The sequence below is a fragment of the Clostridium sp. B9 genome, assembly GCF_050509515.1.
In the GTDB taxonomy this organism is placed as follows: domain Bacteria; phylum Bacillota; class Clostridia; order Clostridiales; family Clostridiaceae; genus Sarcina.
Genome location: NZ_JBNWKA010000003.1, coordinates 3,455,001 through 3,475,326, shown reverse-complemented (window position 1 = coordinate 3,475,326; position 20,326 = coordinate 3,455,001). Strand labels below are relative to the sequence as shown.

Annotated in this window: 15 protein-coding genes, 21 tRNA genes and 1 rRNA gene (1 of these 37 running past the window's edge); 35 read left to right on the top strand and 2 right to left on the bottom strand. The window is 30.3% G+C overall.

The window, feature by feature from the left end; genetic code table 11:
• Positions 1-128: 128 nt before the first annotated feature.
• The 7 genes from ACQZHJ_RS15590 (at position 129) to ligA (ending at position 9,981) form a co-directional block, all read left to right on the top strand.
• The gene (locus ACQZHJ_RS15590; RefSeq protein WP_430486429.1) at positions 129-2,162 is read left to right on the top strand and encodes a triple tyrosine motif-containing protein; all 2,034 of its coding nucleotides are present in this window, start codon (positions 129-131) and stop codon (positions 2,160-2,162) included.
• Between the two features lie 205 nt (positions 2,163-2,367).
• Positions 2,368-3,087: a pseudouridine synthase gene (locus tag ACQZHJ_RS15585; protein ID WP_430486428.1), complete on the top strand. Its 720-nt coding sequence runs from the start codon at positions 2,368-2,370 to the stop codon at positions 3,085-3,087.
• A gap of 423 nt (positions 3,088-3,510) precedes the next feature.
• A complete protein-coding gene (locus ACQZHJ_RS15580; protein ID WP_430486427.1) occupies positions 3,511-4,170 on the top strand; it encodes an LPXTG cell wall anchor domain-containing protein in 660 nt (219 codons plus the stop codon).
• A 1-nt stretch (position 4,171) separates the two neighbouring features.
• Positions 4,172-4,726, top strand: coding sequence for a TasA family protein (locus tag ACQZHJ_RS15575; RefSeq protein ID WP_430486426.1), 555 nt, complete (start codon positions 4,172-4,174; stop codon positions 4,724-4,726).
• A gap of 15 nt (positions 4,727-4,741) precedes the next feature.
• The gene (locus ACQZHJ_RS15570; protein WP_430486425.1) at positions 4,742-5,536 is read left to right on the top strand and encodes a hypothetical protein; all 795 of its coding nucleotides are present in this window, start codon (positions 4,742-4,744) and stop codon (positions 5,534-5,536) included.
• A gap of 177 nt (positions 5,537-5,713) precedes the next feature.
• Positions 5,714-7,966, top strand: coding sequence for a DNA helicase PcrA (pcrA, locus tag ACQZHJ_RS15565; RefSeq protein WP_430486424.1), 2,253 nt, complete (start codon positions 5,714-5,716; stop codon positions 7,964-7,966).
• A gap of 23 nt (positions 7,967-7,989) precedes the next feature.
• Complete coding sequence (gene ligA / locus ACQZHJ_RS15560; RefSeq protein WP_430486423.1) at positions 7,990-9,981, top strand: NAD-dependent DNA ligase LigA; 1,992 nt, start codon at positions 7,990-7,992, stop codon at positions 9,979-9,981.
• An 83-nt stretch (positions 9,982-10,064) separates the two neighbouring features.
• On the opposite strand, the gene ACQZHJ_RS15555 is transcribed toward ligA, so the two are convergent.
• Positions 10,065-10,409, bottom strand: a complete 345-nt coding sequence (locus ACQZHJ_RS15555) for a hypothetical protein (RefSeq protein WP_430486422.1) — start codon at positions 10,407-10,409, stop codon at positions 10,065-10,067.
• Positions 10,410-10,530: 121 nt separating this feature from the next.
• On the opposite strand from ACQZHJ_RS15555, the gene ACQZHJ_RS15550 reads away from it, so the two are divergent.
• Both ACQZHJ_RS15550 and ACQZHJ_RS15545 read left to right on the top strand, forming a co-directional pair.
• Positions 10,531-10,995 (top strand): hypothetical protein, encoded by a 465-nt coding sequence (locus ACQZHJ_RS15550; protein ID WP_430486421.1) that lies wholly within the window; start codon positions 10,531-10,533, stop codon positions 10,993-10,995.
• A gap of 67 nt (positions 10,996-11,062) precedes the next feature.
• Positions 11,063-12,583: an ABC transporter substrate-binding protein gene (locus tag ACQZHJ_RS15545; RefSeq protein ID WP_430486420.1), complete on the top strand. Its 1,521-nt coding sequence runs from the start codon at positions 11,063-11,065 to the stop codon at positions 12,581-12,583.
• A 77-nt stretch (positions 12,584-12,660) separates the two neighbouring features.
• Here ACQZHJ_RS15545 and ACQZHJ_RS15540 read toward each other — a convergent pair whose 3' ends face one another.
• Positions 12,661-14,376: a hypothetical protein gene (locus tag ACQZHJ_RS15540; RefSeq protein ID WP_430486419.1), complete on the bottom strand. Its 1,716-nt coding sequence runs from the start codon at positions 14,374-14,376 to the stop codon at positions 12,661-12,663.
• A gap of 197 nt (positions 14,377-14,573) precedes the next feature.
• Between ACQZHJ_RS15540 and rph the strand changes: the two genes are divergently transcribed.
• From rph to ACQZHJ_RS15410, 26 genes are all read left to right on the top strand, one after another.
• A complete protein-coding gene (gene rph, locus ACQZHJ_RS15535; protein ID WP_430486418.1) occupies positions 14,574-15,326 on the top strand; it encodes a ribonuclease PH in 753 nt (250 codons plus the stop codon).
• Complete coding sequence (locus tag ACQZHJ_RS15530; RefSeq protein ID WP_430486417.1) at positions 15,326-15,940, top strand: XTP/dITP diphosphatase; 615 nt, start codon at positions 15,326-15,328, stop codon at positions 15,938-15,940. Before rph ends, ACQZHJ_RS15530 begins: the two co-directional genes overlap by 1 nt.
• A gap of 11 nt (positions 15,941-15,951) precedes the next feature.
• On the top strand, positions 15,952-16,422 hold the full coding sequence (locus ACQZHJ_RS15525; protein ID WP_430486416.1) for a metallophosphoesterase: 471 nt from the start codon (positions 15,952-15,954) through the stop codon (positions 16,420-16,422).
• A 231-nt stretch (positions 16,423-16,653) separates the two neighbouring features.
• A tRNA-Pro gene (locus ACQZHJ_RS15520) sits at positions 16,654-16,729 on the top strand.
• A gap of 4 nt (positions 16,730-16,733) precedes the next feature.
• A tRNA-Gly gene (locus ACQZHJ_RS15515) sits at positions 16,734-16,807 on the top strand.
• Positions 16,808-16,886: 79 nt separating this feature from the next.
• Positions 16,887-16,963, top strand: a tRNA-Arg gene (locus tag ACQZHJ_RS15510).
• 4 nt (positions 16,964-16,967) lie between these two features.
• Positions 16,968-17,043: transfer RNA gene (locus ACQZHJ_RS15505), tRNA-His, on the top strand.
• A gap of 3 nt (positions 17,044-17,046) precedes the next feature.
• Positions 17,047-17,121, top strand: a tRNA-Gln gene (locus ACQZHJ_RS15500).
• Positions 17,122-17,127: 6 nt separating this feature from the next.
• A tRNA-Lys gene (locus ACQZHJ_RS15495) sits at positions 17,128-17,203 on the top strand.
• Positions 17,204-17,223: 20 nt separating this feature from the next.
• Positions 17,224-17,299, top strand: a tRNA-Lys gene (locus tag ACQZHJ_RS15490).
• A 10-nt stretch (positions 17,300-17,309) separates the two neighbouring features.
• Positions 17,310-17,393: transfer RNA gene (locus ACQZHJ_RS15485), tRNA-Leu, on the top strand.
• A gap of 30 nt (positions 17,394-17,423) precedes the next feature.
• A tRNA-Gly gene (locus ACQZHJ_RS15480) sits at positions 17,424-17,498 on the top strand.
• 3 nt (positions 17,499-17,501) lie between these two features.
• A tRNA-Gly gene (locus ACQZHJ_RS15475) sits at positions 17,502-17,575 on the top strand.
• A gap of 73 nt (positions 17,576-17,648) precedes the next feature.
• Positions 17,649-17,725: transfer RNA gene (locus ACQZHJ_RS15470), tRNA-Arg, on the top strand.
• 5 nt (positions 17,726-17,730) lie between these two features.
• Positions 17,731-17,806: transfer RNA gene (locus tag ACQZHJ_RS15465), tRNA-Pro, on the top strand.
• 4 nt (positions 17,807-17,810) lie between these two features.
• A tRNA-Gly gene (locus ACQZHJ_RS15460) sits at positions 17,811-17,884 on the top strand.
• Positions 17,885-17,918: 34 nt separating this feature from the next.
• Positions 17,919-17,995: transfer RNA gene (locus tag ACQZHJ_RS15455), tRNA-Arg, on the top strand.
• A gap of 4 nt (positions 17,996-17,999) precedes the next feature.
• Positions 18,000-18,075 (top strand) — tRNA-His (locus tag ACQZHJ_RS15450).
• Positions 18,076-18,083: 8 nt separating this feature from the next.
• Positions 18,084-18,158, top strand: a tRNA-Gln gene (locus ACQZHJ_RS15445).
• 5 nt (positions 18,159-18,163) lie between these two features.
• Positions 18,164-18,239, top strand: a tRNA-Lys gene (locus ACQZHJ_RS15440).
• A 9-nt stretch (positions 18,240-18,248) separates the two neighbouring features.
• Positions 18,249-18,332, top strand: a tRNA-Leu gene (locus ACQZHJ_RS15435).
• Positions 18,333-18,355: 23 nt separating this feature from the next.
• Positions 18,356-18,430: transfer RNA gene (locus tag ACQZHJ_RS15430), tRNA-Gly, on the top strand.
• A gap of 3 nt (positions 18,431-18,433) precedes the next feature.
• Positions 18,434-18,507 (top strand) — tRNA-Gly (locus tag ACQZHJ_RS15425).
• 58 nt (positions 18,508-18,565) lie between these two features.
• Positions 18,566-18,642 (top strand) — tRNA-Arg (locus ACQZHJ_RS15420).
• 496 nt (positions 18,643-19,138) lie between these two features.
• The gene (locus tag ACQZHJ_RS15415; protein ID WP_430486415.1) at positions 19,139-19,894 is read left to right on the top strand and encodes a class I SAM-dependent methyltransferase; all 756 of its coding nucleotides are present in this window, start codon (positions 19,139-19,141) and stop codon (positions 19,892-19,894) included.
• Between the two features lie 426 nt (positions 19,895-20,320).
• A 16S ribosomal RNA gene (locus tag ACQZHJ_RS15410) occupies positions 20,321-20,326 on the top strand; it runs 1,509 nt beyond the window's last position.

The window sequence follows — 20,326 nt, the reverse complement described above, 5'->3', positions numbered from 1 at the left end:
CATTAAATAAAAATAAAAATAATGTGGAAAAAGAAGTTTTTATAGCAATAAAAATAGAAAATATTTACATAAAAACTGAAGTGTAATATAATTTATTTATCATGTTTCGGGTATTAGGGGGAGTGATTATGGGAGAGTTACTTTTAGAGTTAGATGAAAAAGAAGTAATAGAAGACAACAGTCCGGTTAACATAATGATTATAAATAATACTAGCGATAATCTAAAATATAAAATACTAATAGGAAAGGATGGAATTTGGGATACCTTAAGAGATTTTGAAAAGGGCAATAGATTTACATGGACACCAGAAGAAATCGGTGATTATATGGTTATGGTCCAAGGAAAAAAGGAAAACTCAAATAAGCCTTTTGATTATAAGGTTACCCAGAGCATTAATGTGAGTAAGAAGGGTGATAAACAAGAGAATAAAAATAAAAAAGATGATAATCTTATAAAAGGAATATATCTTAATAAAGATGTTTTTAATGTAGGAGAAAAAGCAGTTTTAAAGGTTGATAGTTTTGATGAAAATATAATGTATAGGTATTTTATAAGTGGAAAGAACGGATGGCAACTTATAAAAGATTATACTATGGAAAATAAATTGAATTATACTATTAACGAGAGTGGACAGTTTGAATTTTTAATAGAGTGCAAAGCTCCAAGTTCAACTAATACTGCTGATGATTACGAAACAGTTATGTTTACTGCTAAGGAATTTATAAAGCCTGAAATAACTAATTTTATTAATTTAAGCGAAGAGCTCTTAGTAAACTCTGAACTTACATTCCAAGTAGATGCAAATTTTGAGGATGAAAGAACAGCTCTATATAAGTTTATAAAAATATCTCCTGATGGAACTACATCTTGTGTACAAGATTTTTCATCAAGAAGAATAGTGACTTTCAAAGAGGTTGTTGAAGGGAAGTATAAACTTTTATGTTTAATAAGAGATATGTATTCGACTAAAGAATTTGATGACAGAGCAGTTATGGTGTATGATATAAAACCTTATGAACCTCTTAAACTAAAAAGTTTTACTACTGATTTAACTTCTCCTCAGCTTAAAGGAGAAAAGATTCTTGTGAAAGCTGCTATAGATGGAGGAAGTGATGTTTTATATAGATTTAAAATTGATGGCCCAGTAGCAGAAGATTCAGGGTATTCTAGAAATAGCTCATATTTATGGAGTGCAAAAAAAGATGGAAATTATAGAATAACTCTTTGGGCTAAAGATGATTCATTTATTGGAGACTATGAGATAGAATCAAAAATAGACTATAAGATTGATAAAAAGGTTGCTAAACCTATAAAAATAAAAGAGCTTATATTTGATAAAGATAGAACGCCTATTATCAATGAAGTCGTAAGATTAAGGGTTTCAGCAGAAGGAGGAACTGACCTTAAGTATGCTTTTGTTGTTTTAAAGGATGGGGAAGTACTTGAAGAAATAAGTTATGGAAGTACAAATTGGGTTGAATTTATTCCAAGAGAAAAAGGTGATTATCAATTAGAAGTTAGGGTTAAAGATAAGTATTCAACTAAAGAGTTTGACAATCATACAACTGTTAACTTTAAAGTAAGAGAGTATGCAGAGGGAAAGATTGATCATATTTTAGTTCCTTCTAAGGAATATTTTTTAGTTGGAGATGATATTGACATAGAAGTAATAACTCAAAATACTAGGCAGGTAAAAGTTAAGTATGTCACTAAAGTCAATGGTCAAGTTGTTGAGGAAACTGATTATATAAAAAATAAAAGATTTAAAATAACTCCAAAATGTTCAGGAAAATATTCGGTGGATATTTTTGCAAGAAATGTTAAGTGCAAAGATGGATTTGATTCAAGAAGAGAAGTTAAGTTCTATATTAATGAAGCTTCGCCTATTACTAATACAAAAGTAACTGCTTCTGATGAAACATTTAAGATAAATGAAGAAATAAATTTCACAACTAAATGTCATGGTGGAAGTAGAGTTTGTTATGAGTATTATATAATGGTAAATGGAAATTGGAGTTTGGTTCAAAAGTACAGTAGAAAGAGTTATTATTCATTTAGACCATATGTACCAGGAACTTATAAAGTTTTAGTTTTAACTAAGAGTTATTATAAAAAGTGTGCATATGAGGATTATGATACTTTTGAGTTTAAAGTTGAATAGAAGAGACGCTATTATAGTAGATTTTAATTAGCTGCATCGAAACTAAATAATAGGATTTACAATTACTTATAAATTCTATTATTTAGTTTTGATGTGGCTTTATTATTTAAAGAAAGAATGTAGAGTTTGGTTGTAATTAACGCAACTTTGCATTATACTAACCACATGTATAAATGTAGAATTTTTTATAAGGAGTGAAGCTTTAGTGGAAAGATTAGATAAGGTTTTATCAAATTTAGGATACGGAACAAGAAAAGAAATAAAACAAGTTGTTAAAAAAGGGTTTGTAACAGTTAATGAAACTGTAGTTAAGGATAGTGGAGTTCAAGTAGATCCTGATAAGGATAAGATTGTTATAAATGGAGAAGAAGTAGAATATAAAAAGTACATATATTTAATGATGAATAAACCGGCAGGAGTTATCTCAGCAACATATGATAAGAGAGATGAAACGGTCATTGATCTTTTATATATGGAAGATCAAGTTTTTGAACCATTCCCAGTTGGAAGATTAGATAAGGATACAGTTGGTTTATTACTATTAACTAATGATGGAGATTTAAACCATAAATTAATATCACCAAAGTATCATGTAGATAAAGTTTATTATGCAGAGATAAATGCACCTATAACAGAAAAAGATATAAAAGCTTTTGAAAATGGAGTAACTTTAGATGACGGATATAAATGCATGAGTGCTAAGCTCGTTGTATTAGAAAATTTAGAGGATTCAGCCAGAGTAGAAGTTACTGTTCAAGAGGGAAAATATCATCAAGTTAAGAGAATGTTTGAGGCTAGAGGTAAGAAGGTTGTTTACTTAAAAAGAACATCTTTTGGAAACCTTCCTTTAGATGAAAGTTTGGAAGAAGGCGAATATAAAGAGCTATCAGACAGTGAATTAGCGGTGCTTTACAAAAATTTTTAGAAAATTAAATGATAATGATTGTGATAAGAAATTCATGTAGGAAAACTTGCAAAAAAAGTATTAGATTGCTTGCAATTTAAGTAAACATCTAATATAATAGTTGTGCGAGGATAAATAAAAGGAATAAATAGCCCCCTTTTTATTTATTGCTTATTGCTGAAACGCAACCTAGCCCCAAGGGTTGCGTTTTTTTATATATAAAAATGCAAGAAAAATTGCAAGAATAAAAGTTTATAGAAGAAAAAAATCATTAAAGTTTAAAGAATTAGTATGTGTTAAGTACTGATTCTTTTTTTATTCCCAATATTATGTAATTTATTTTTAAAAGATATGTTAACTTGGTTCTTTTTAGTTATATTTTGGAATATAAATATAAAGTTAATGGGAGTATTATGTAAGGCTATTGAAACAGGGGGGAACAATATGAAGAAAAGCAAAAGTATATTTTTATGTGCACTCTTAGCCACAGTAGCATTTATGCCTACAAAGAGGATGACAGTTTTAGCAGATGAGAAGGCTAATGTAACAGTAGAAGCTGTTGAAGAAAATAACACATTGTTCGATGAAACTGTATTATGGAAACCAGGAAATGTAGAAGAAAGTTCACTTAATATTTCAAATAACTTAAATAAAGATATTAAGATTAAGAATATGTCATTTGAGGACGAAAAGATATATGATTACTTGAATTCTAAATACATAACTGAAGAGGATGAAAGGTATGAACATTTTTTAGAAAATTCTCATGTGACTATAAAGAATAATGATGAAATTCTTTATAAAGGAACACTTAAAGAGGTTTTTTCAAGTAGAAATGTTAAGTTGTCCAAAGAATTTGTAATTGAAGCTAACAGTGAAGAAACAATGCATTTAGAAATAGAAGTTTTTGAAAATATGGATAATAAGGGGCAAGGACTACATCATAATTTTAATTTGGCTATTAATTATGAATATAAAAAAGATGATTCTGACTTGCCAAATACAGGGGGCTTTAGCAATACAGGAATAATGCTTATGGGAATAGTTGCCTTAGGGTTAGGAGCACAAGTATTAAAGCTACCTCACAAAAAGGAGGAGATTTAATATGAAAGGAAATAAATTTAGAAAAATTACAGCTTTAATTGTAGCAGTTGGGATAACTGGAGGAATAGGAAGTTTAGCATATTTTTCTGACCAAAGGTTTATGAATGGAGAGATAAAATTAGTTTTAGGTACTTTAGATTCTAATATAACTAAAACTATTAAAATAGAAAAATTAGATATAGAAGTTCCAGTAAGTGATACTTTTGTTATAACTAATAATGGAACATTAGATCAGAAGATAACTTTTATGCTTAATAATTCATCTATTGATACTGATGGATTGGATAAAATAAATTACTCACTATCATTTAAAAGTAGCAATGGGAAAAAAATTAAAACTCATGGAAATGGTAATGAAGCCTTAAGTACATTATTTAATAAGGAATTAGAGTTATTAGATGTTAATGGAAATGAAGTTTTCTTAGATGATGGAGAAACTTTAACAGGAAAATTAACTTTAAATATGAAAAGAGATATGCCAGAAAAATATTCAAATGCTAATTTTAGTTTTGATTTAAATTTAGCATATACTCAAACTAATAATGAAGTAAAGTAGTAAGGGGGAGTTTAAGTGATTAGTAGAAATAAAATTATAGCATTAATTTTAGGAGTTTCACTTGCTTCAAGTGCTACTTATGGAAGTTATGCTTACTTTAGTGGAGAAAAAAGTGCTAAGAATAATGTAGGGATTGTAGAATTAGATTCTAAGGAAGGTGCTTTTGAGGTTTCCAAAATAAGCTTAAGAGAAGGAGCTTTAGTTTTGGAGTTATCTAAGAGAATTTTTTATACTGGGGAAGATTTAAAAATTGATGTTGAAGGTAGTGAAGGATTCTTAGATAATACTGAGATAAAGATTGAAGGAAAAGAAATTATATTAACTAAAACAGAAGGAGAGTTTGTTATCCCAGAAGGTGCTGAAAACATACTTCCAAGTATAAAACTTACTTCAAATTTTGAGGATAGATTTTATCAAGATTTAGTTGAAATAACTATGTATTTATATAAAGATAATGAGGGAAATATTTTATGGAGTTTAACTAATGAATATGTACCTCCAGTTGAGGAACCAGAAGTTACTGAACCAGAGGTTGTTCCACCAGTAGAGGAAGTTGTTCCAGAAGAGGAAAAACCATCAACTGAAAATACAGAGGTAGAAACTGTTGTACCTGAAATAGGCAATGAAGAAGAGAAACCACAAGTCGAGGGAGAAGATGAAAAATATCCGGTAGAAAATGTGGATGAAAATAAAGAAGAAATCATAGTAAAAGAAAATAATTCTGCTGAAGTTAAAAAAGAAGAGATAAATAATGAAGCAAAGGTAGTAAAAGAAAATTTAAATACTACTGAAGGTGAATTAATAGAATAATTAAAGAAATTTTATAGATTTAGGATTAGATTAGGGTTTAATGGTCACATTTTATAATGTGACCATTTATTTTTGTTTAGGTTATTTAAAATTAAAATATCTTTGTTTAAAATATAATATATAAACTTATATGGTATAATAAAATTTAGTTTCATTTATAAGAAGAGGAGTGATCCAATGGATTTAAAGAGCTTGCTTAATAAGGAACAATATGAAGCAGCAACTACAATTGATGGTCAAGTGCTTATACTAGCAGGAGCTGGTTCAGGAAAAACAAGAGTACTGACTCATAGAATAGCGTATATGATAGAAAAAGACATAAAACCTTACAATATATTAGCCATAACATTTACTAATAAGGCTGCTGGAGAGATGAAGGAAAGAGTTAAATCTCTAGTTGGAGAAGAAGCTAATAATATGTGGATATCTACATTCCACTCATCTTGTGTAAGAATTTTAAGAAGAGAAATAGATAAGCTTGGATATAACAAGGATTTTACTATATATGATTCATCAGATCAGAAAACATTAATAAAGATTGTCATGAAAGAACTTAATATTAATGATAAAGAAATAACTGATCAAGAGATATTAGGAACTATAGGAAAAGCGAAAGATAACTTGCAAAGTGCAGCAAGTTTTAAGAAAGAAAACCAAGAGCATTTTAGAAGAAATAAAATAGCTGATGCTTATGTTTTATATCAAAAGAAATTAAAAGAAAATAATGCCTTAGATTTTGATGATTTAATTGTTAAGACTGTAGAGTTATTTAGAAAGCATACTGATGTTTTAGAGTTCTATCAAAATAAATTTAAATACATAATGATAGATGAGTATCAAGATACGAATAAGGCTCAATATGAGTTTGCTAAACTTCTTGCAGCTAAGTATAAAAATATTTGTGTTGTTGGTGATGATGACCAGTGTATTTATGCTTGGAGAGGAGCTGACATAAGAAATATCTTAGACTTTGAGAAAGATTATCCAGATGCTAAGGTTGTTAAACTTGAGCAAAACTATAGATCAAAAGGAAATATACTAGAGGCTGCTAACAAAGTAATTAAAAATAATACAGAAAGAAAATTCAAGGTTTTAAGAACTGAGCAAGTTGAAGGAGAAAAAATAAGTATCCATAGAGCTTATTCAGATAAGATGGAGTCATCATTTATAATTTCAGAGATAGAGAAATTAAAGGATGATAAAGGATATAATTATAAAGACTTTGCTATTCTTTACAGAACAAATGCACAGTCACGTAACTTTGAGGAAGCTTTAAGAAGAGCAGGTATTCCATATAGAATATTTGGGGGATTAAAGTTCTATGATAGAAAAGAGATAAAAGATATTCTTTCATATTTAAAAATATTAGTTAATCCTAAGGATGCTATAAGTTTAAGAAGAATAATAAATGTTCCTAAGAGAAGTATTGGTGATGCAACAGTAGAAAAATTACAAAACCATGCTAATGAAACTGAGGATACATTATATAATGCATTATTAGATGTAGATTACGTACCAGGGTTAACAGCAAGAAGTATAAATCCTATTAAGAAGTTTACAGATATGATGGAAGAAATCATGATGATGTCAGAGCAATTATCTGTATCACAATTAATAGAGTATGTTTTAGAGAAAACAGGATATTTAAAGGCACTAAAAGATTCTAAGTTAATAGAAGATCAAAGTAGAATAGAAAACTTAGAGGAATTAGTTTCTGATGCTGTTGAATTTGAAAAGAATAAAGAAGAGGAAGATAAATCATTATCAGCTTACTTAGAGAAGGTTGCTCTTGTTCAAGATATGGATAACATGGAGAATGAGGATAATTACGTTATGCTTATGACTGTTCATAGTTCAAAAGGACTTGAGTTCCCAGTAGTATTCTTAGTTGGTATGGAAAATGGTATATTCCCAAGTGCAGCTTGCTTTGATAAAGAGGACCAAATGGAAGAGGCTAGAAGACTTTGCTATGTTGGAATAACTAGAGCAGAGGAAAAATTATATATGACTTCAGCAGAAACTAGAATGGTATTTGGTAAAACTGTAGCCTATGCTCAATCAGACTTTATATCAGAAATTCCAGCTCATATAAAAGACTATGTAAATGTTAATGGGATAAGTTCAACAAATGCCTTCAAAAATCATTCTAATAGTGAGACAAGAAGAACTTACAACCCGCATGGAATGAGAAGTCACATGAGTACATCACAAGCCACTAGTATTTTAAAGAAGGCTTTAAATGAGAAGGGTGGCGGAAAAGTAAGTCCAGATGAATTAACTATGGGAAGAAAGGTTAAGCATCCTAAGTTTGGTAGTGGAACAATAATAACTAAGAGTAAAGTTGGAGATGACTATAAGCTTACTATTGCCTTTGATAGTCAAGGGGTTAAACACTTAATGTTTAGCTTTGCACCTTTAGAACTTCTTTAATTTTGTATGAGGAGTAGATATATATGGATAACAAAAAACAAAGAATAGAAGAATTAGTTGAAGAGTTAAATAAATATGCTTATGAATACTATGTTTTAGGGAATTCTTCAGTTACAGATAAAGACTATGATAAGAAATATTATGAATTAGTAGATTTAGAAAAAGAAATAGGATATAAGTTACCTTATTCACCTACTCAAAGAGTTGGCGATGTTGTTTTACCTGAATTCAAGAAATATACTCATAAGGCTAGACTTTGGAGTTTGGATAAGGCTCAAAGCTTAGAAGAAATAAGAGAGTGGCATAATAGAAATATTAAGTTTATAGAAGAATTTAATAGAACTAATGAAGATGAATTACCTCCATTGAAATATATATTAACTAAAAAGTTTGATGGATTAACAATAAACCTTTCTTATGATGAGAATGGAATATTAGTTACAGGAGCAACAAGAGGAACTGGAGCAATAGGAGAAGATGTTACTGCTCAGGTTAAGACTATAAAGGCGCTACCTCTAAAAATAGATTGTCATGATTTCTTAGAGATTCATGGAGAAGCTATTATGACTACAGAGGCATTTGAAAAGTATAATGCTGAAGCAGATACTCCACTTAAAAACTTAAGGAATGGAGCAGCAGGGGCTTTAAGAAACTTAAATGTAGCTGAGACTGCTAAGAGAAATCTGTCAGCTTTCTTCTATGATATTGGATATAAAGAAGGAGTTCCATTTAAAACTTATATGGAAATGCTAGAATTCATAAAAGTTAAGGGATTCCCAATGGATGATTACATTAGAGAATGTACTACTTTAGATGAGATTCAAAAAGAAATTGACTATATAAGAGACATTAGATTTGATTTAAACTATGATATAGATGGATTAGTTATAGCTATTGATGATATAAGAACTAGAGAACTTTTAGGATATACTGTTAAGTTCCCTAAATGGGCTATAGCTTATAAATTTGAAGCACAGGAAGCAACAACTAAGCTATTAGATGTTGAATGGAATGTTGGAAGAAGTGGAAGAGTTTCTCCAACTGCTATCTTAGAACCAGTTGAATTAGCTGGGGTTACAGTTAAAAGAGCTACATTAAATAATATGGACGATATAGCCAGAAAAGGAGTAAGATTAGGAGCAGAAGTATTCGTAAGAAGAAGTAATGATGTTATTCCAGAAATTATGGGTGTTGTGCCAGATAGCTTAGAAGGATCGCAAGAGATAGAAGAACCAACAGTTTGTCCTGCATGCGGTGCTCACTTAGTTCATGAAGGAGTTCACATATATTGTGAAAATACTCTAGGATGTAAGCCTCAAATGGTAAAAACTATAGTTCACTTTGCAGGTAGAGAGGCTATGAATATAGCTGGATTCTCAGAAAGAACTGCTGAGCAATTATTTGAAAAGTTAGATATAAGAGATATTTCAGATCTTTATAGATTAGAGTATGAAAAATTATTAGATTTAGAGAAGTTTGGACCTAAGAAGGCTCAAAATCTTTTAGATGCTATAGAAAAGAGTAAAGATTGTACTCTAGAAGCATTCTTATATTCACTAGGCATTCCTAATGTAGGAGTTAAGACTGCTAAAGACTTAGTTAAGAGATTTGAAAGTTTAGAAAATCTAGAAAAAGCTACTTTTGAAGAGTTAGTTTCTGTTCAAGATGTAGGAGATATAGTTGCAAGAAGTATAATGGAGTTCTTTAAAGAAGAGAGAGCATTAAAAGTTATAAATGAATTATTAGCAGTAGGTGTAAATCCTCACTATGAGAAAAAAGAAGTAGTTGAAAGCACATTTATGGGTAAAACAGTAGTTGTAACTGGTACTCTACAAAATTATTCAAGAACTTCAATAAAGGAAAAATTAGAATCATTAGGTGCTAAAGTTTCAGGAAGTGTAAGTAAGAAAACTGACTTTGTAATAGCTGGAGAAGCAGCAGGTTCAAAATATGATAAAGCTAAATCTTTAGGAGTTACAATATTAAGTGAAGAAGAATTTGAAAATATGATATAGATATTTTTTTCTAAATATAAAATTAACACTCACTTAAAACAGAGCCAAAAATAAAAGTCATGTGAATTTAAATCACATGACTTTTATTTTTTGTATGTTTTTGGTGAATCTTCAACTTGAATGTTTTCAAAAATATCTTCATCTTGAACTTCCTCAAAAAGATCCTCATCTAAAGGTTCTACAAAATCGTCTAATAAGTTGTCTTTTATATCAGAATAAGAAACAGTGTCATCATCAATATCAGTTAAATTATTAAATATCTTTTCCTTATTTCTTATTAAAGATATGTTATGTGCTATTTTTTCAAGTAAATAATTTTTGTATTTAATTTGTCTATATGCTTTATTAGCTATTACGAAGCTCCAAATTCCAAGGAACATCATTGTAAGCATGAAAAGTATAGCAATAACTTGAACTGCTAAAGTCATTTAACTTTACCTCCACCTAGAATAATAAATAAATTATACCATATTAGATAGAAAAAATAGTGTTAAATAATTATTACATTAAAACATATACTTTAGTAAGCAATTATTAAGGAGAAAAAGTATGTTAAAGTCCTTTTACGGTTTATTAAATTCAAAAAAGATAGAAAAATCGCTTATGAAGTTCAGAAAAATACCAATTAAAAAGGTAAGTGAAATTATTTTAAGGGAATGTCATAAAGAAAATTTAGAATATGAGATTATAAAAAATAATAATCATGAATTTTTAATTGAAATAAACAAAGGGAAGAAAAAGACCTTAATAATGTTTCATAAAATATTGGCTGTTACATTATATGATTATGAAAAATTTAGTCATATGGTAGCGCATAGAGAGGCTAATAAGGGATTCTATATTACTACGGGGGTATTCCAAGAGGATGTTTACCACAAAACATACATTGATAACTTTGCAAATCATATAAAAATATTTGATGGAAAAAAATTCATTGCTAGTCAGAGGTGGATAAAAAATAAAAGGCATGAGCATATATCTTATGATAGACTAAGTTTTAAATCTTTCTATTAAGATGTATTTCTTTTAAGACAAGTGTCAATAATCTAAATGGTAAAAGATTATTGAAGGAGATTAAAGGATGAAGAAGTTGTTTTTATTTATAATTTTAATAATTACATTAGGTATGGGGGTTTTAAAAAGTTATTTAGAAATAGCTCCAACTTCTACTGTTACATTTGAGAAAGAAGAAAGTTTAGTTTATGCCATAGATGATATTCCAGATACAATAAGTTCAAGTGATATTTTAAGCAAAGAGGAAGAAGATTTAATATGCTCTATATTTTCTGGATTAGTTGAATTAAATGAAGAAGGAGAACCTATTCCAGATTTAGCTAAGGCTTGGAAACTTAGTGAAGATGGACTAGAGTATACTTTTAAAATAAAAGAAAACATTAAGTGGAGTAATGGAGAAGAAATAACTGCGGAAAGTTTTCAAATGTTTTTTAGAGATTTACTAAGTCCAGATAACGATTCATATACAAGTGATGAACTTAATACTATTTATGGAGTTAAAGAATATAGAGAAGGAAAACATGATTTTAGTAAGGTTGCTATAAACACACCAGATAAATATACAATCACTATAAGAATGAATAATAAAGATGATGAATTATTAGAAAAATTATCAAAGCCAGTATATAGATTGAGAAATTTAAATGATCCACTTGATAACTATAAATTAGAATTCAACAAAATATCATATACTGGCCCTTATATTATAGAAGAAGTTACAGAAGATGGCTTTATAAAATTAACCTACAATCCATATAGTGATATTGAAGTAGAAATAGAGGAAATACTATTGAAGGAAAAAGAAGGAGATGAAATGGAACTTGCAGCCTTTAACTTAAATAAGGTAGACATACTTAGAAATCCTCCAGCTATTAATTCGGATGAATTTGGATTATATAAGGATACAAGTGTGTATAGAAATGACATAGTAAATATTATGGTGATGAATGAAAATATAAAAGATAGTATGCATATTCTTTTGAAGAATTGGATTAATGAAAGTAATATAATTAAAAACAATTTAGGAAGTGCATATGTTGAAGTATTAAATAGAAATAATATAGGGAATATATTTCAAGATAAAAATGAGGAGAAGTTGAGTGGGGATATAGACCACAACTATAAGAAAAAGGTGCAAGAGGGGTTTAATGAGATTTTAGAAAGTAAAGGTGTCTTAAAAATTGTTATAAATGATAATGAAGAGAATAAAGTCTTTGCTAATGAATTAAAAGAAGAATTAGAAGAATATAATGTTAAAAGTACGATTAAAATTTATAAAGATGATTTTAAAGAAATATTAGAATCAGAAGATTTTGATATAGCATTAATTGATGCAGATAAAAAAAGTATAGATTCTTTTTTTAAAAGCGAAAAAAATGAGGGAAGCACTGAAACTTTAAATAGCGATAATAAGAATGAAGATGAAACTACAGATAAGAATGAAACTACAGATAAGAATGAAACTGTACAAAGTAAGGTAGCTATGAGTATATATTTAAAAAATGATTTATGGTGCAAATCAGATAGAGTTAATTATACATATATAGATGGAAATGGTAATTTAATATTGAAATATAGTAGCTATTAAATTTGTTGGGGATGAAAGTAATCATATATCTAAGATATGAAATAGTTTGATGATTACTTATATCCCCTTTTATATATTTATAGCTCAGTTGAATCTAAAATATTTTTTATTTTATCATCTAAATTTTCATCATTGGAGTTTACTTCTATAGTATTAATTTCTTCAGAGTCTATAACTTCTCTTGTTTGTAGAGTATTTATAACTGGTGCAGTGACTTCAGGAATTAAAGGACTATCAAGGATTTTATTTTCAATTTTATTTGCATCTGGCGGAACTATAGGTGTAGCACTATCAGGCTTTGGAATAAGAGAAGTTGGATCTGATAAGTTTTCTATTGTTTCTAGTTGATCTATAGGAAGAGGAACTAAATTTTCATCAGGTTCATTAGCTATATAGTCAACATATCTATCTATGAAGTTATCTATTATAGTAAAGAAGATTAGCATATTTTTTGTGCTATCAAATGTAGTCTTGCTTGAAGTAAAGGAAGATTTCTTTTTAGAATACTTTATATTTTTTATGAATATAGGAGCGAGGCCAGTAAGTTCTGGACTACTTGAAGTAGGCATTCTAAAAATTGATTCATCTATAAGATCATCTGATTTTAATGAGAAATTTCTATAGCGTTCATATGAATCTAAATTTGGAGCCTCTGGAAAACTTGTAACTATTCCAGAGTTTATAATATAGTTTTTATAAACTTTATTAATTAAGGCTTCTCTTTTATCAATATCCTCATTATCTATATCGAAAGATAACAGTAAGTTAAGTAGATAGAAAGAAATTTCTACATTAGAATATTTATATTCTTTCTTTTCAGCGCCTTTAATTATTACGCCTTTGCTATCACTAAACATATTTGTGAATAATTCAATTAAGTCTAAGTATGCATCTTTAAAAATAATTATGTTTGTATTTTTATAGCTTAAGTACATATTCATTGATAATAGTGTTGTTGATTCTAAGTCGGAAAATGTTTTGCTAGATTCATAGTATTTGCAAAGTATAAAATCAGATAAATCTAAAACAAGGTCTCGACATTCTTTATTATTAGAATAAGATAGCATTCTGTTCAAGCAATAATTTATATTACAACATTCTTCTATTGATAGGGAATAAAGCTCCTCTTTAAAATTAGTAAACATATTTAATATTTGAAGAGAGAAGTCTCTAAAAACCTTGCTATCTTCATCATCAGGAACCATATAACTATACATATAATAAGCTAGCATCATGTATGCTTGGTCGGAATAAGAAACTGGCTCTTCTTTTTCTGTTAACTTGAAGTCTGATTTATTAGAAGAGTCTTCGTTTTTTTTGTTTATAAAGAAACCCTCATTGTTTCTTAAATAATTATAATAAAATTCAAGTTGAAGTTTGCTTAAATTTTTATAAAAAGCTGCTCTTTTATATAAGGCTTTATCGCTTCCTTTAAAGCTTTCATAATATGAGCAAAGTCTAAGTAGTGATAATGTCATTAGAGCATTAGAACTTATAGGAATATCTTTTCTAAATGTAGTATCATCCCATGTTTTAGAATATTTTGATGAGTATATATTAGGTTTAGCTTTTTTATACATACAAATCAAAGGAGTATTATTTTTAAAGAATGATATTTCATCTTTTTTAAAATTTTCTTTGAGGGTTTTGTAATTTGTTGATATTCCACATCTAGATTCCAGTACTAAATGATTTACTGATTCTTTAGCTAGAAATAATAATTGATATTCTATCTCTTCTTTTGAAAGAGAATTTATTCTAAAGAATGAACCTATATACTTCAAATAATTCACCTCATAAAATTAATTCTTATATATATTAATATGAATTTATATTATAAATATTACCTGGTGAGTACATAATACTTTTAGATAATAGGGTGGTTTATAGGAGATTTTATAAGGTAGAAATATTGATAAAGGATAAAATAACCAATATACTATTCTTATAATTAGTGTTTGAAACATGAAGTGAGGTAAGGAGATATTAAATGAGAAGTAGTGTTAGAAAAAAAGAGCAAGTAAGACCTGTAAAAATAACTAGAGATTTTACAAAATATGCAGAGGGATCTGTATTTATAGAAGTTGGAGATACTAAGGTCTTATGTACTGCATCTATAGAAGATAAAGTGCCACCTTTCCTAAAGGGTACAGGAGAAGGATGGATAACAGCAGAATATAATATGCTTCCAAGAAGTACACAAAGTAGAAAGCAAAGAGATATAAATAAACTTAAAATAGATGGAAGAACTATGGAGATTCAAAGATTAATAGGCAGAGCTTTAAGAGCAGCTGTAGATATGAAGGCATTGGGAGAAAAAACTATATGGATTGACTGTGATGTTATACAAGCTGATGGAGGAACAAGAACAACTTCTATAACTGGCTCCTTTGTAGCATTAGTTGATGCTGTAAATAAACTTCACAAAAGAAAGCCATTTAATGTTTATCCAATAAGACATTTTGTAAGTGCGGTAAGTGTTGGTATTGTAGGAGATGAAAAAGTATTAGATTTATGTTATGAAGAGGATCATATTGCAAAGGTTGATATGAATGTAGTTATGACTGAAGAGGATGAATTCATAGAAATTCAAGGGACTGGAGAAGGTGGCCCTTTTTCAAGAAAAGAACTTGATGAATTATTAACTCTTGCTGAAAAGGGTGCAAAGCAAATGATACAGGCTCAAAAGGATGCTTTAAAAACTGATTCTTTATGGATTGGAACAGGGAGAGATGAAGAATAATGAAAAAATTTATATTAGCAAGTAATAATGCACACAAAATAAAAGAAATAAAAGAGATGCTTAAAGGTTTTAATTTTGAAATATTATCTTTAAAAGAAGCAGGAATAAATATAGACGTTGATGAAGATGGTAATACATTTGAAGAAAATTCATTTAAAAAAGCTAATGAAATAAGAAAGTATCTTCTTAATAAAGGCGAAGATAACTTTATTGTTATGGCTGATGATTCAGGATTAGAAGTTGATTGTTTAAATGGAGCACCAGGAATATATTCAGCTAGATATGCAGGAGATCATGGGAATGATGCTAAAAATAATGAAAAGTTATTAGAGGTATTAAAGGATGTAAATGAAGAGGATAGAAAAGCAAACTTTATTTGTGTAATAGTAGCAGTTACAGATAAAGGAGAAAAAATAGTAGCAGAAGGAAAAAGCTATGGAGTGATAGTTGATAGAGTAGGTAAAGATACTGACTTTGGATATGACCCTTTATTCTATGTACCAGAATATAAAAAGACTTTTGCTGAGATGAGTTCAGAAGATAAAAATGCAATAAGTCATAGAGGAAGAGCTTTAGAAAAACTAAAAGAAGAATTAGAAGACTTACTTAAATAGGAGGAGTATATATGCGTGTAGCTATAGTAAGTGATACACATGGAGTTACAAATGTTATTGAATATATAAAAACTTTATTACATGATTCTGATGTATTAATACATTTAGGAGATAGTATAAATGATGTAAAGATTTTGAGTAAAGATTTTGAAGGAAAAGTATATGCTGTTGTAGGGAACTGTGATTATGAGAAAAATGGTGAAGTAGAACAAGTAATAGAAATAGAGGGAAAGAAGTTTCTAATTACACATGGACATAAATATGCAGTTAAGTATGGATTAGATAGAATATTCTATAGAGGAATGGAACTAGGAGTAGATGGAGTTATATTTGGGCATACTCATAGAAAGATAGCTATTCAAGAAGGTGGCCTTTGGATTATTAATCCTGGCAGTCCATCTATACCTAAGGACGGGGAAGCAAGTATAGCGTTTATGGATATAGATTATGATGATATTAAAGTGAGCTTTTTCTCTATTTAATAAAATATAATTAAAAAAAATAGTGTCGATATATAAAAAATACTACTTTTTTAACAAGGTATTCATAATATATTGGCACTTTTTTTGAATGGTAAACCTAGATATAATGCGGTTTTGATAGGATTCGATAAAAAACTTGAAAAAAAGTTTAAAAAAAGTGTTGACATAATAAGAACTATACTGTAGAATAACTATTGTCGTCGCGAGAGAGCGGCGGTGAAACAAACTCTTCGGGGTGTGGCGCAGATGGGAGCGCGCGTGGTTTGGGACCATGAGGTCGCAGGTTCGATCCCTGTCACCCCGACCATTATGCGGGTGTAGTTCAATGGTAGAACACCAGCCTTCCAAGCTGGATACCCGGGTTCGATTCCCGGTACCCGCTCCACAAAATGTTTCAAAAGTAACTTAAAAAAGTTCTTGACAAAACATTTCAAATTAATTAAAATAGATTTTGTTTTTAATGTGTATCTTTAGCTCAGCTGGATAGAGCAACGGCCTTCTAAGCCGTGGGTCAGGGGTTCGAATCCCTTAAGGTACACCATATGGTGGGCGTAGTTCAGTTGGTAGAGCACCAGATTGTGGCTCTGGGTGTCGCGAGTTCGAGTCTCGTCGCTCACCCCATATTGGGATATCGCCAAGCGGTAAGGCAACGGACTTTGACTCCGTCATTCGCAGGTTCGAATCCTGCTATCCCAGCCAAAATGTGATTTGCTAGCTCAGTCGGTAGAGCACGTGACTTTTAATCACGGTGTCCAGGGTTCGATTCCCTGGCAGATCACCATTTTAATTAATTTTCAATTTGATTTGCTAGCTCAGTCGGTAGAGCACGTGACTTTTAATCACGGTGTCCAGGGTTCGATTCCCTGGCAGATCACCAAATTTAATTTGCAGATGTGGCGGAATTGGCAGACGCACTAGACTTAGGATCTAGCGCCTTAGGCGTGGGGGTTCGACTCCCTTCATCTGCACCAATTAAATTTAAATTTTAAGCATTTCATTATGCGGGAGTGACTCAATGGTAGAGTGTCACCTTGCCAAGGTGAAAGTTGCGGGTTCGAGTCCCGTCTTCCGCTCCATATGCGGGTGTAGTTCAATGGTAGAACACCAGCCTTCCAAGCTGGATACCCGGGTTCGATTCCCGGTACCCGCTCCACAAAATGTTTAAAATGTTAAGTAAAAGTACTTGACAAAACATTTTAAAACATTTAAAATAATAAATGTACTGTGTATCTTTAGCTCAGCTGGATAGAGCAACGGCCTTCTAAGCCGTGGGTCAGGGGTTCGAATCCCTTAAGGTACACCACACTTCGGGGTGTGGCGCAGATGGGAGCGCGCGTGGTTTGGGACCATGAGGTCGCAGGTTCGATCCCTGTCACCCCGACCATTATGCGGGTGTAGTTCAATGGTAGAACACCAGCCTTCCAAGCTGGATACCCGGGTTCGATTCCCGGTACCCGCTCCATAAATGTTTAAAATCATTTCAAAATTTACAATGTGTATCTTTAGCTCAGCTGGATAGAGCAACGGCCTTCTAAGCCGTGGGTCAGGGGTTCGAATCCCTTAAGGTACACCATGTGGTGGGCGTAGTTCAGTTGGTAGAGCACCAGATTGTGGCTCTGGGTGTCGCGAGTTCGAGTCTCGTCGCTCACCCCACTATTTATTGGGATATCGCCAAGCGGTAAGGCAACGGACTTTGACTCCGTCATTCGCAGGTTCGAATCCTGCTATCCCAGCCAAATGTGATTTGCTAGCTCAGTCGGTAGAGCACGTGACTTTTAATCACGGTGTCCAGGGTTCGATTCCCTGGCAGATCACCAAATTTAATTGCAGATGTGGCGGAATTGGCAGACGCACTAGACTTAGGATCTAGCGCCTTAGGCGTGGGGGTTCGACTCCCTTCATCTGCACCAATTAAATTTATTCAAGCATTTATGCGGGAGTGACTCAATGGTAGAGTGTCACCTTGCCAAGGTGAAAGTTGCGAGTTCGAGTCTCGTCTTCCGCTCCATATGCGGGTGTAGTTCAATGGTAGAACACCAGCCTTCCAAGCTGGATACCCGGGTTCGATTCCCGGTACCCGCTCCATTCAAAAGATAACCAATTTGGTTATCTTTTTTTTATATAAGTATAAAAGTTAATATATGCATCTATAGCTCAGCTGGATAGAGCGATGGACTTCGAATCCACAGGTCGCGAGTTCGAATCTTGCTAGGTGCACCAATACCCAAGGGTTACAGTATTCCTGTAACCCTTATTTTTATGTGAATTATTAAATAGGTGTGCAATAGAAAATAAAAATATAGAATTAGGTATAAATATTTAATTGAATCTACTCCATCTTTAATTAGTGTAGCATTAGTTTTTTCGTTTTATAAATATATAGGGCTCAGATCAATAATTTATACTATTATTGCATGGATATTTTTAATTGCTTTTTTTAAAATAAAATTAAAAGAGATAATAAAGGTTAATTAAAATATGTATTGAAAAGAGTGAGTATTTTATCAAAGTAATATTAAATTTATTTACATGAAATTTAATGGTATAATATAACAAAAGATGGAAGCGGGTGAATTCTCAGGGTGAAAAATAATCGAATTAAATACTTGGTGCAGTTTTAAGAACTGGTAGTAGGTTGTACCAAGATAAATTTATATACTATCAGAATAACTGCACCAAATTTATTAAATTAATTTTTATGAAATGAGGATCAGTTATGAATTATGATGAATTAAAAAGTAGATGGAAAAATGAAGAGAAAATGAGCTTTAAGGGATGGGATTTTTCACATTTAGAGAATAGATGGGAATGCGAAGAGTTACCTTGGAGTTATAGAGATATAATATTAAAGTATTTAGAACCTAATCATAAGTTGCTTGATATTGGCACTGGGAGTGGAGAATTTTTGCTATCATTAAACCATCCTTATAAAAATACTTCAGTTACAGAGATGTGGGAACCAAATGTAAAATTCTGCAGAGAGAAGTTAAGTCCTTTGGGTATTGATGTAAATCAAACTTTTGATGATGAAAAATTACCATTTGGAGATAATACATTTGATATTATTATAAATAGACAAGCTTCTTATAATATAAAGGAAATAAAAAGAATATTAAAACCAAATGGAATGCTTATAACTCAACAAGTTGGTAGTTTAAATAATGAAAGGCTATCTAAGTTATTAGGTATGAAAAATAATAATCATAAAGTAAAAAATTTAGAGAAAATATTAATTGATGCTGATAATAATCATTTAGATGTTATTTATAGTGATGAATATTTTCCTTACTTTAGATTTAAGGATATTGGAGCATTTGTTTATTATGCTAAAATAATAGTATGGGAATTTCAAGGTTTTTCAGTAGATAAATGTTTTGATATTCTATGTGATATGAATAAAGAATTAAATAAAAAGGGGTATATAGAGAGCTTAGCTCATAGATATATTTTAGTTTGTAAAAATAATAAATAATAATTAATAAAGTTATAGAAACACATTAGTAAAAGAATTTCTAAGTGTGTTTCTATGACTTTTTTTTATTTATATGGAGTGTATTAGTTGAGTTATAATCTATAACTTTTTTTAAAACTCTTAAAATTTCATGGCATTAGTATTGAAAATAATACTTTAAGACAAATTTATAATGTTAAACCTAACCTAGCGTATCATAATATGATTTTTATAGAAAAACAAAGAAAAATATAGCATTTTAATCTTAAATGGATAATTTGGATTGATTAACATAAATAATACTATGTAGATATGGTATCATAAATATCGTCATCAAGGGCAAGCAAGAAACGCCGAAAGATGACATGGTCTTTGAAAATTAAACAGAAGATATTAACATAAACCAGCAATTCTTTTAACAAGTAATATGAGTATAGATTAAACTTTTAAATT

Excerpts from the sequence above, each read along its gene's own strand:
- ACQZHJ_RS15415 (WP_430486415.1), top strand. The coding sequence starts at position 19,139 with ATGAATTATGATGAATTAAAAAGTAGATGGAAAAATGAAGAGAAAATG.
- ACQZHJ_RS15575 (WP_430486426.1), top strand. The coding sequence starts at position 4,172 with ATGAAAGGAAATAAATTTAGAAAAATTACAGCTTTAATTGTAGCAGTT.
- rph (WP_430486418.1), top strand. The coding sequence starts at position 14,574 with ATGAGAAGTAGTGTTAGAAAAAAAGAGCAAGTAAGACCTGTAAAAATA.
- ACQZHJ_RS15530 (WP_430486417.1), top strand. The coding sequence starts at position 15,326 with ATGAAAAAATTTATATTAGCAAGTAATAATGCACACAAAATAAAAGAA.
- ACQZHJ_RS15580 (WP_430486427.1), top strand. The coding sequence starts at position 3,511 with ATGAAGAAAAGCAAAAGTATATTTTTATGTGCACTCTTAGCCACAGTA.
- ACQZHJ_RS15590 (WP_430486429.1), top strand. The coding sequence starts at position 129 with ATGGGAGAGTTACTTTTAGAGTTAGATGAAAAAGAAGTAATAGAAGAC.
- ACQZHJ_RS15525 (WP_430486416.1), top strand. The coding sequence starts at position 15,952 with ATGCGTGTAGCTATAGTAAGTGATACACATGGAGTTACAAATGTTATT.
- ACQZHJ_RS15550 (WP_430486421.1), top strand. The coding sequence starts at position 10,531 with ATGTTAAAGTCCTTTTACGGTTTATTAAATTCAAAAAAGATAGAAAAA.
- pcrA (WP_430486424.1), top strand. The coding sequence starts at position 5,714 with ATGGATTTAAAGAGCTTGCTTAATAAGGAACAATATGAAGCAGCAACT.
- ligA (WP_430486423.1), top strand. The coding sequence starts at position 7,990 with ATGGATAACAAAAAACAAAGAATAGAAGAATTAGTTGAAGAGTTAAAT.
- ACQZHJ_RS15545 (WP_430486420.1), top strand. The coding sequence starts at position 11,063 with ATGAAGAAGTTGTTTTTATTTATAATTTTAATAATTACATTAGGTATG.
- ACQZHJ_RS15555 (WP_430486422.1), bottom strand. The coding sequence starts at position 10,409 with ATGACTTTAGCAGTTCAAGTTATTGCTATACTTTTCATGCTTACAATG.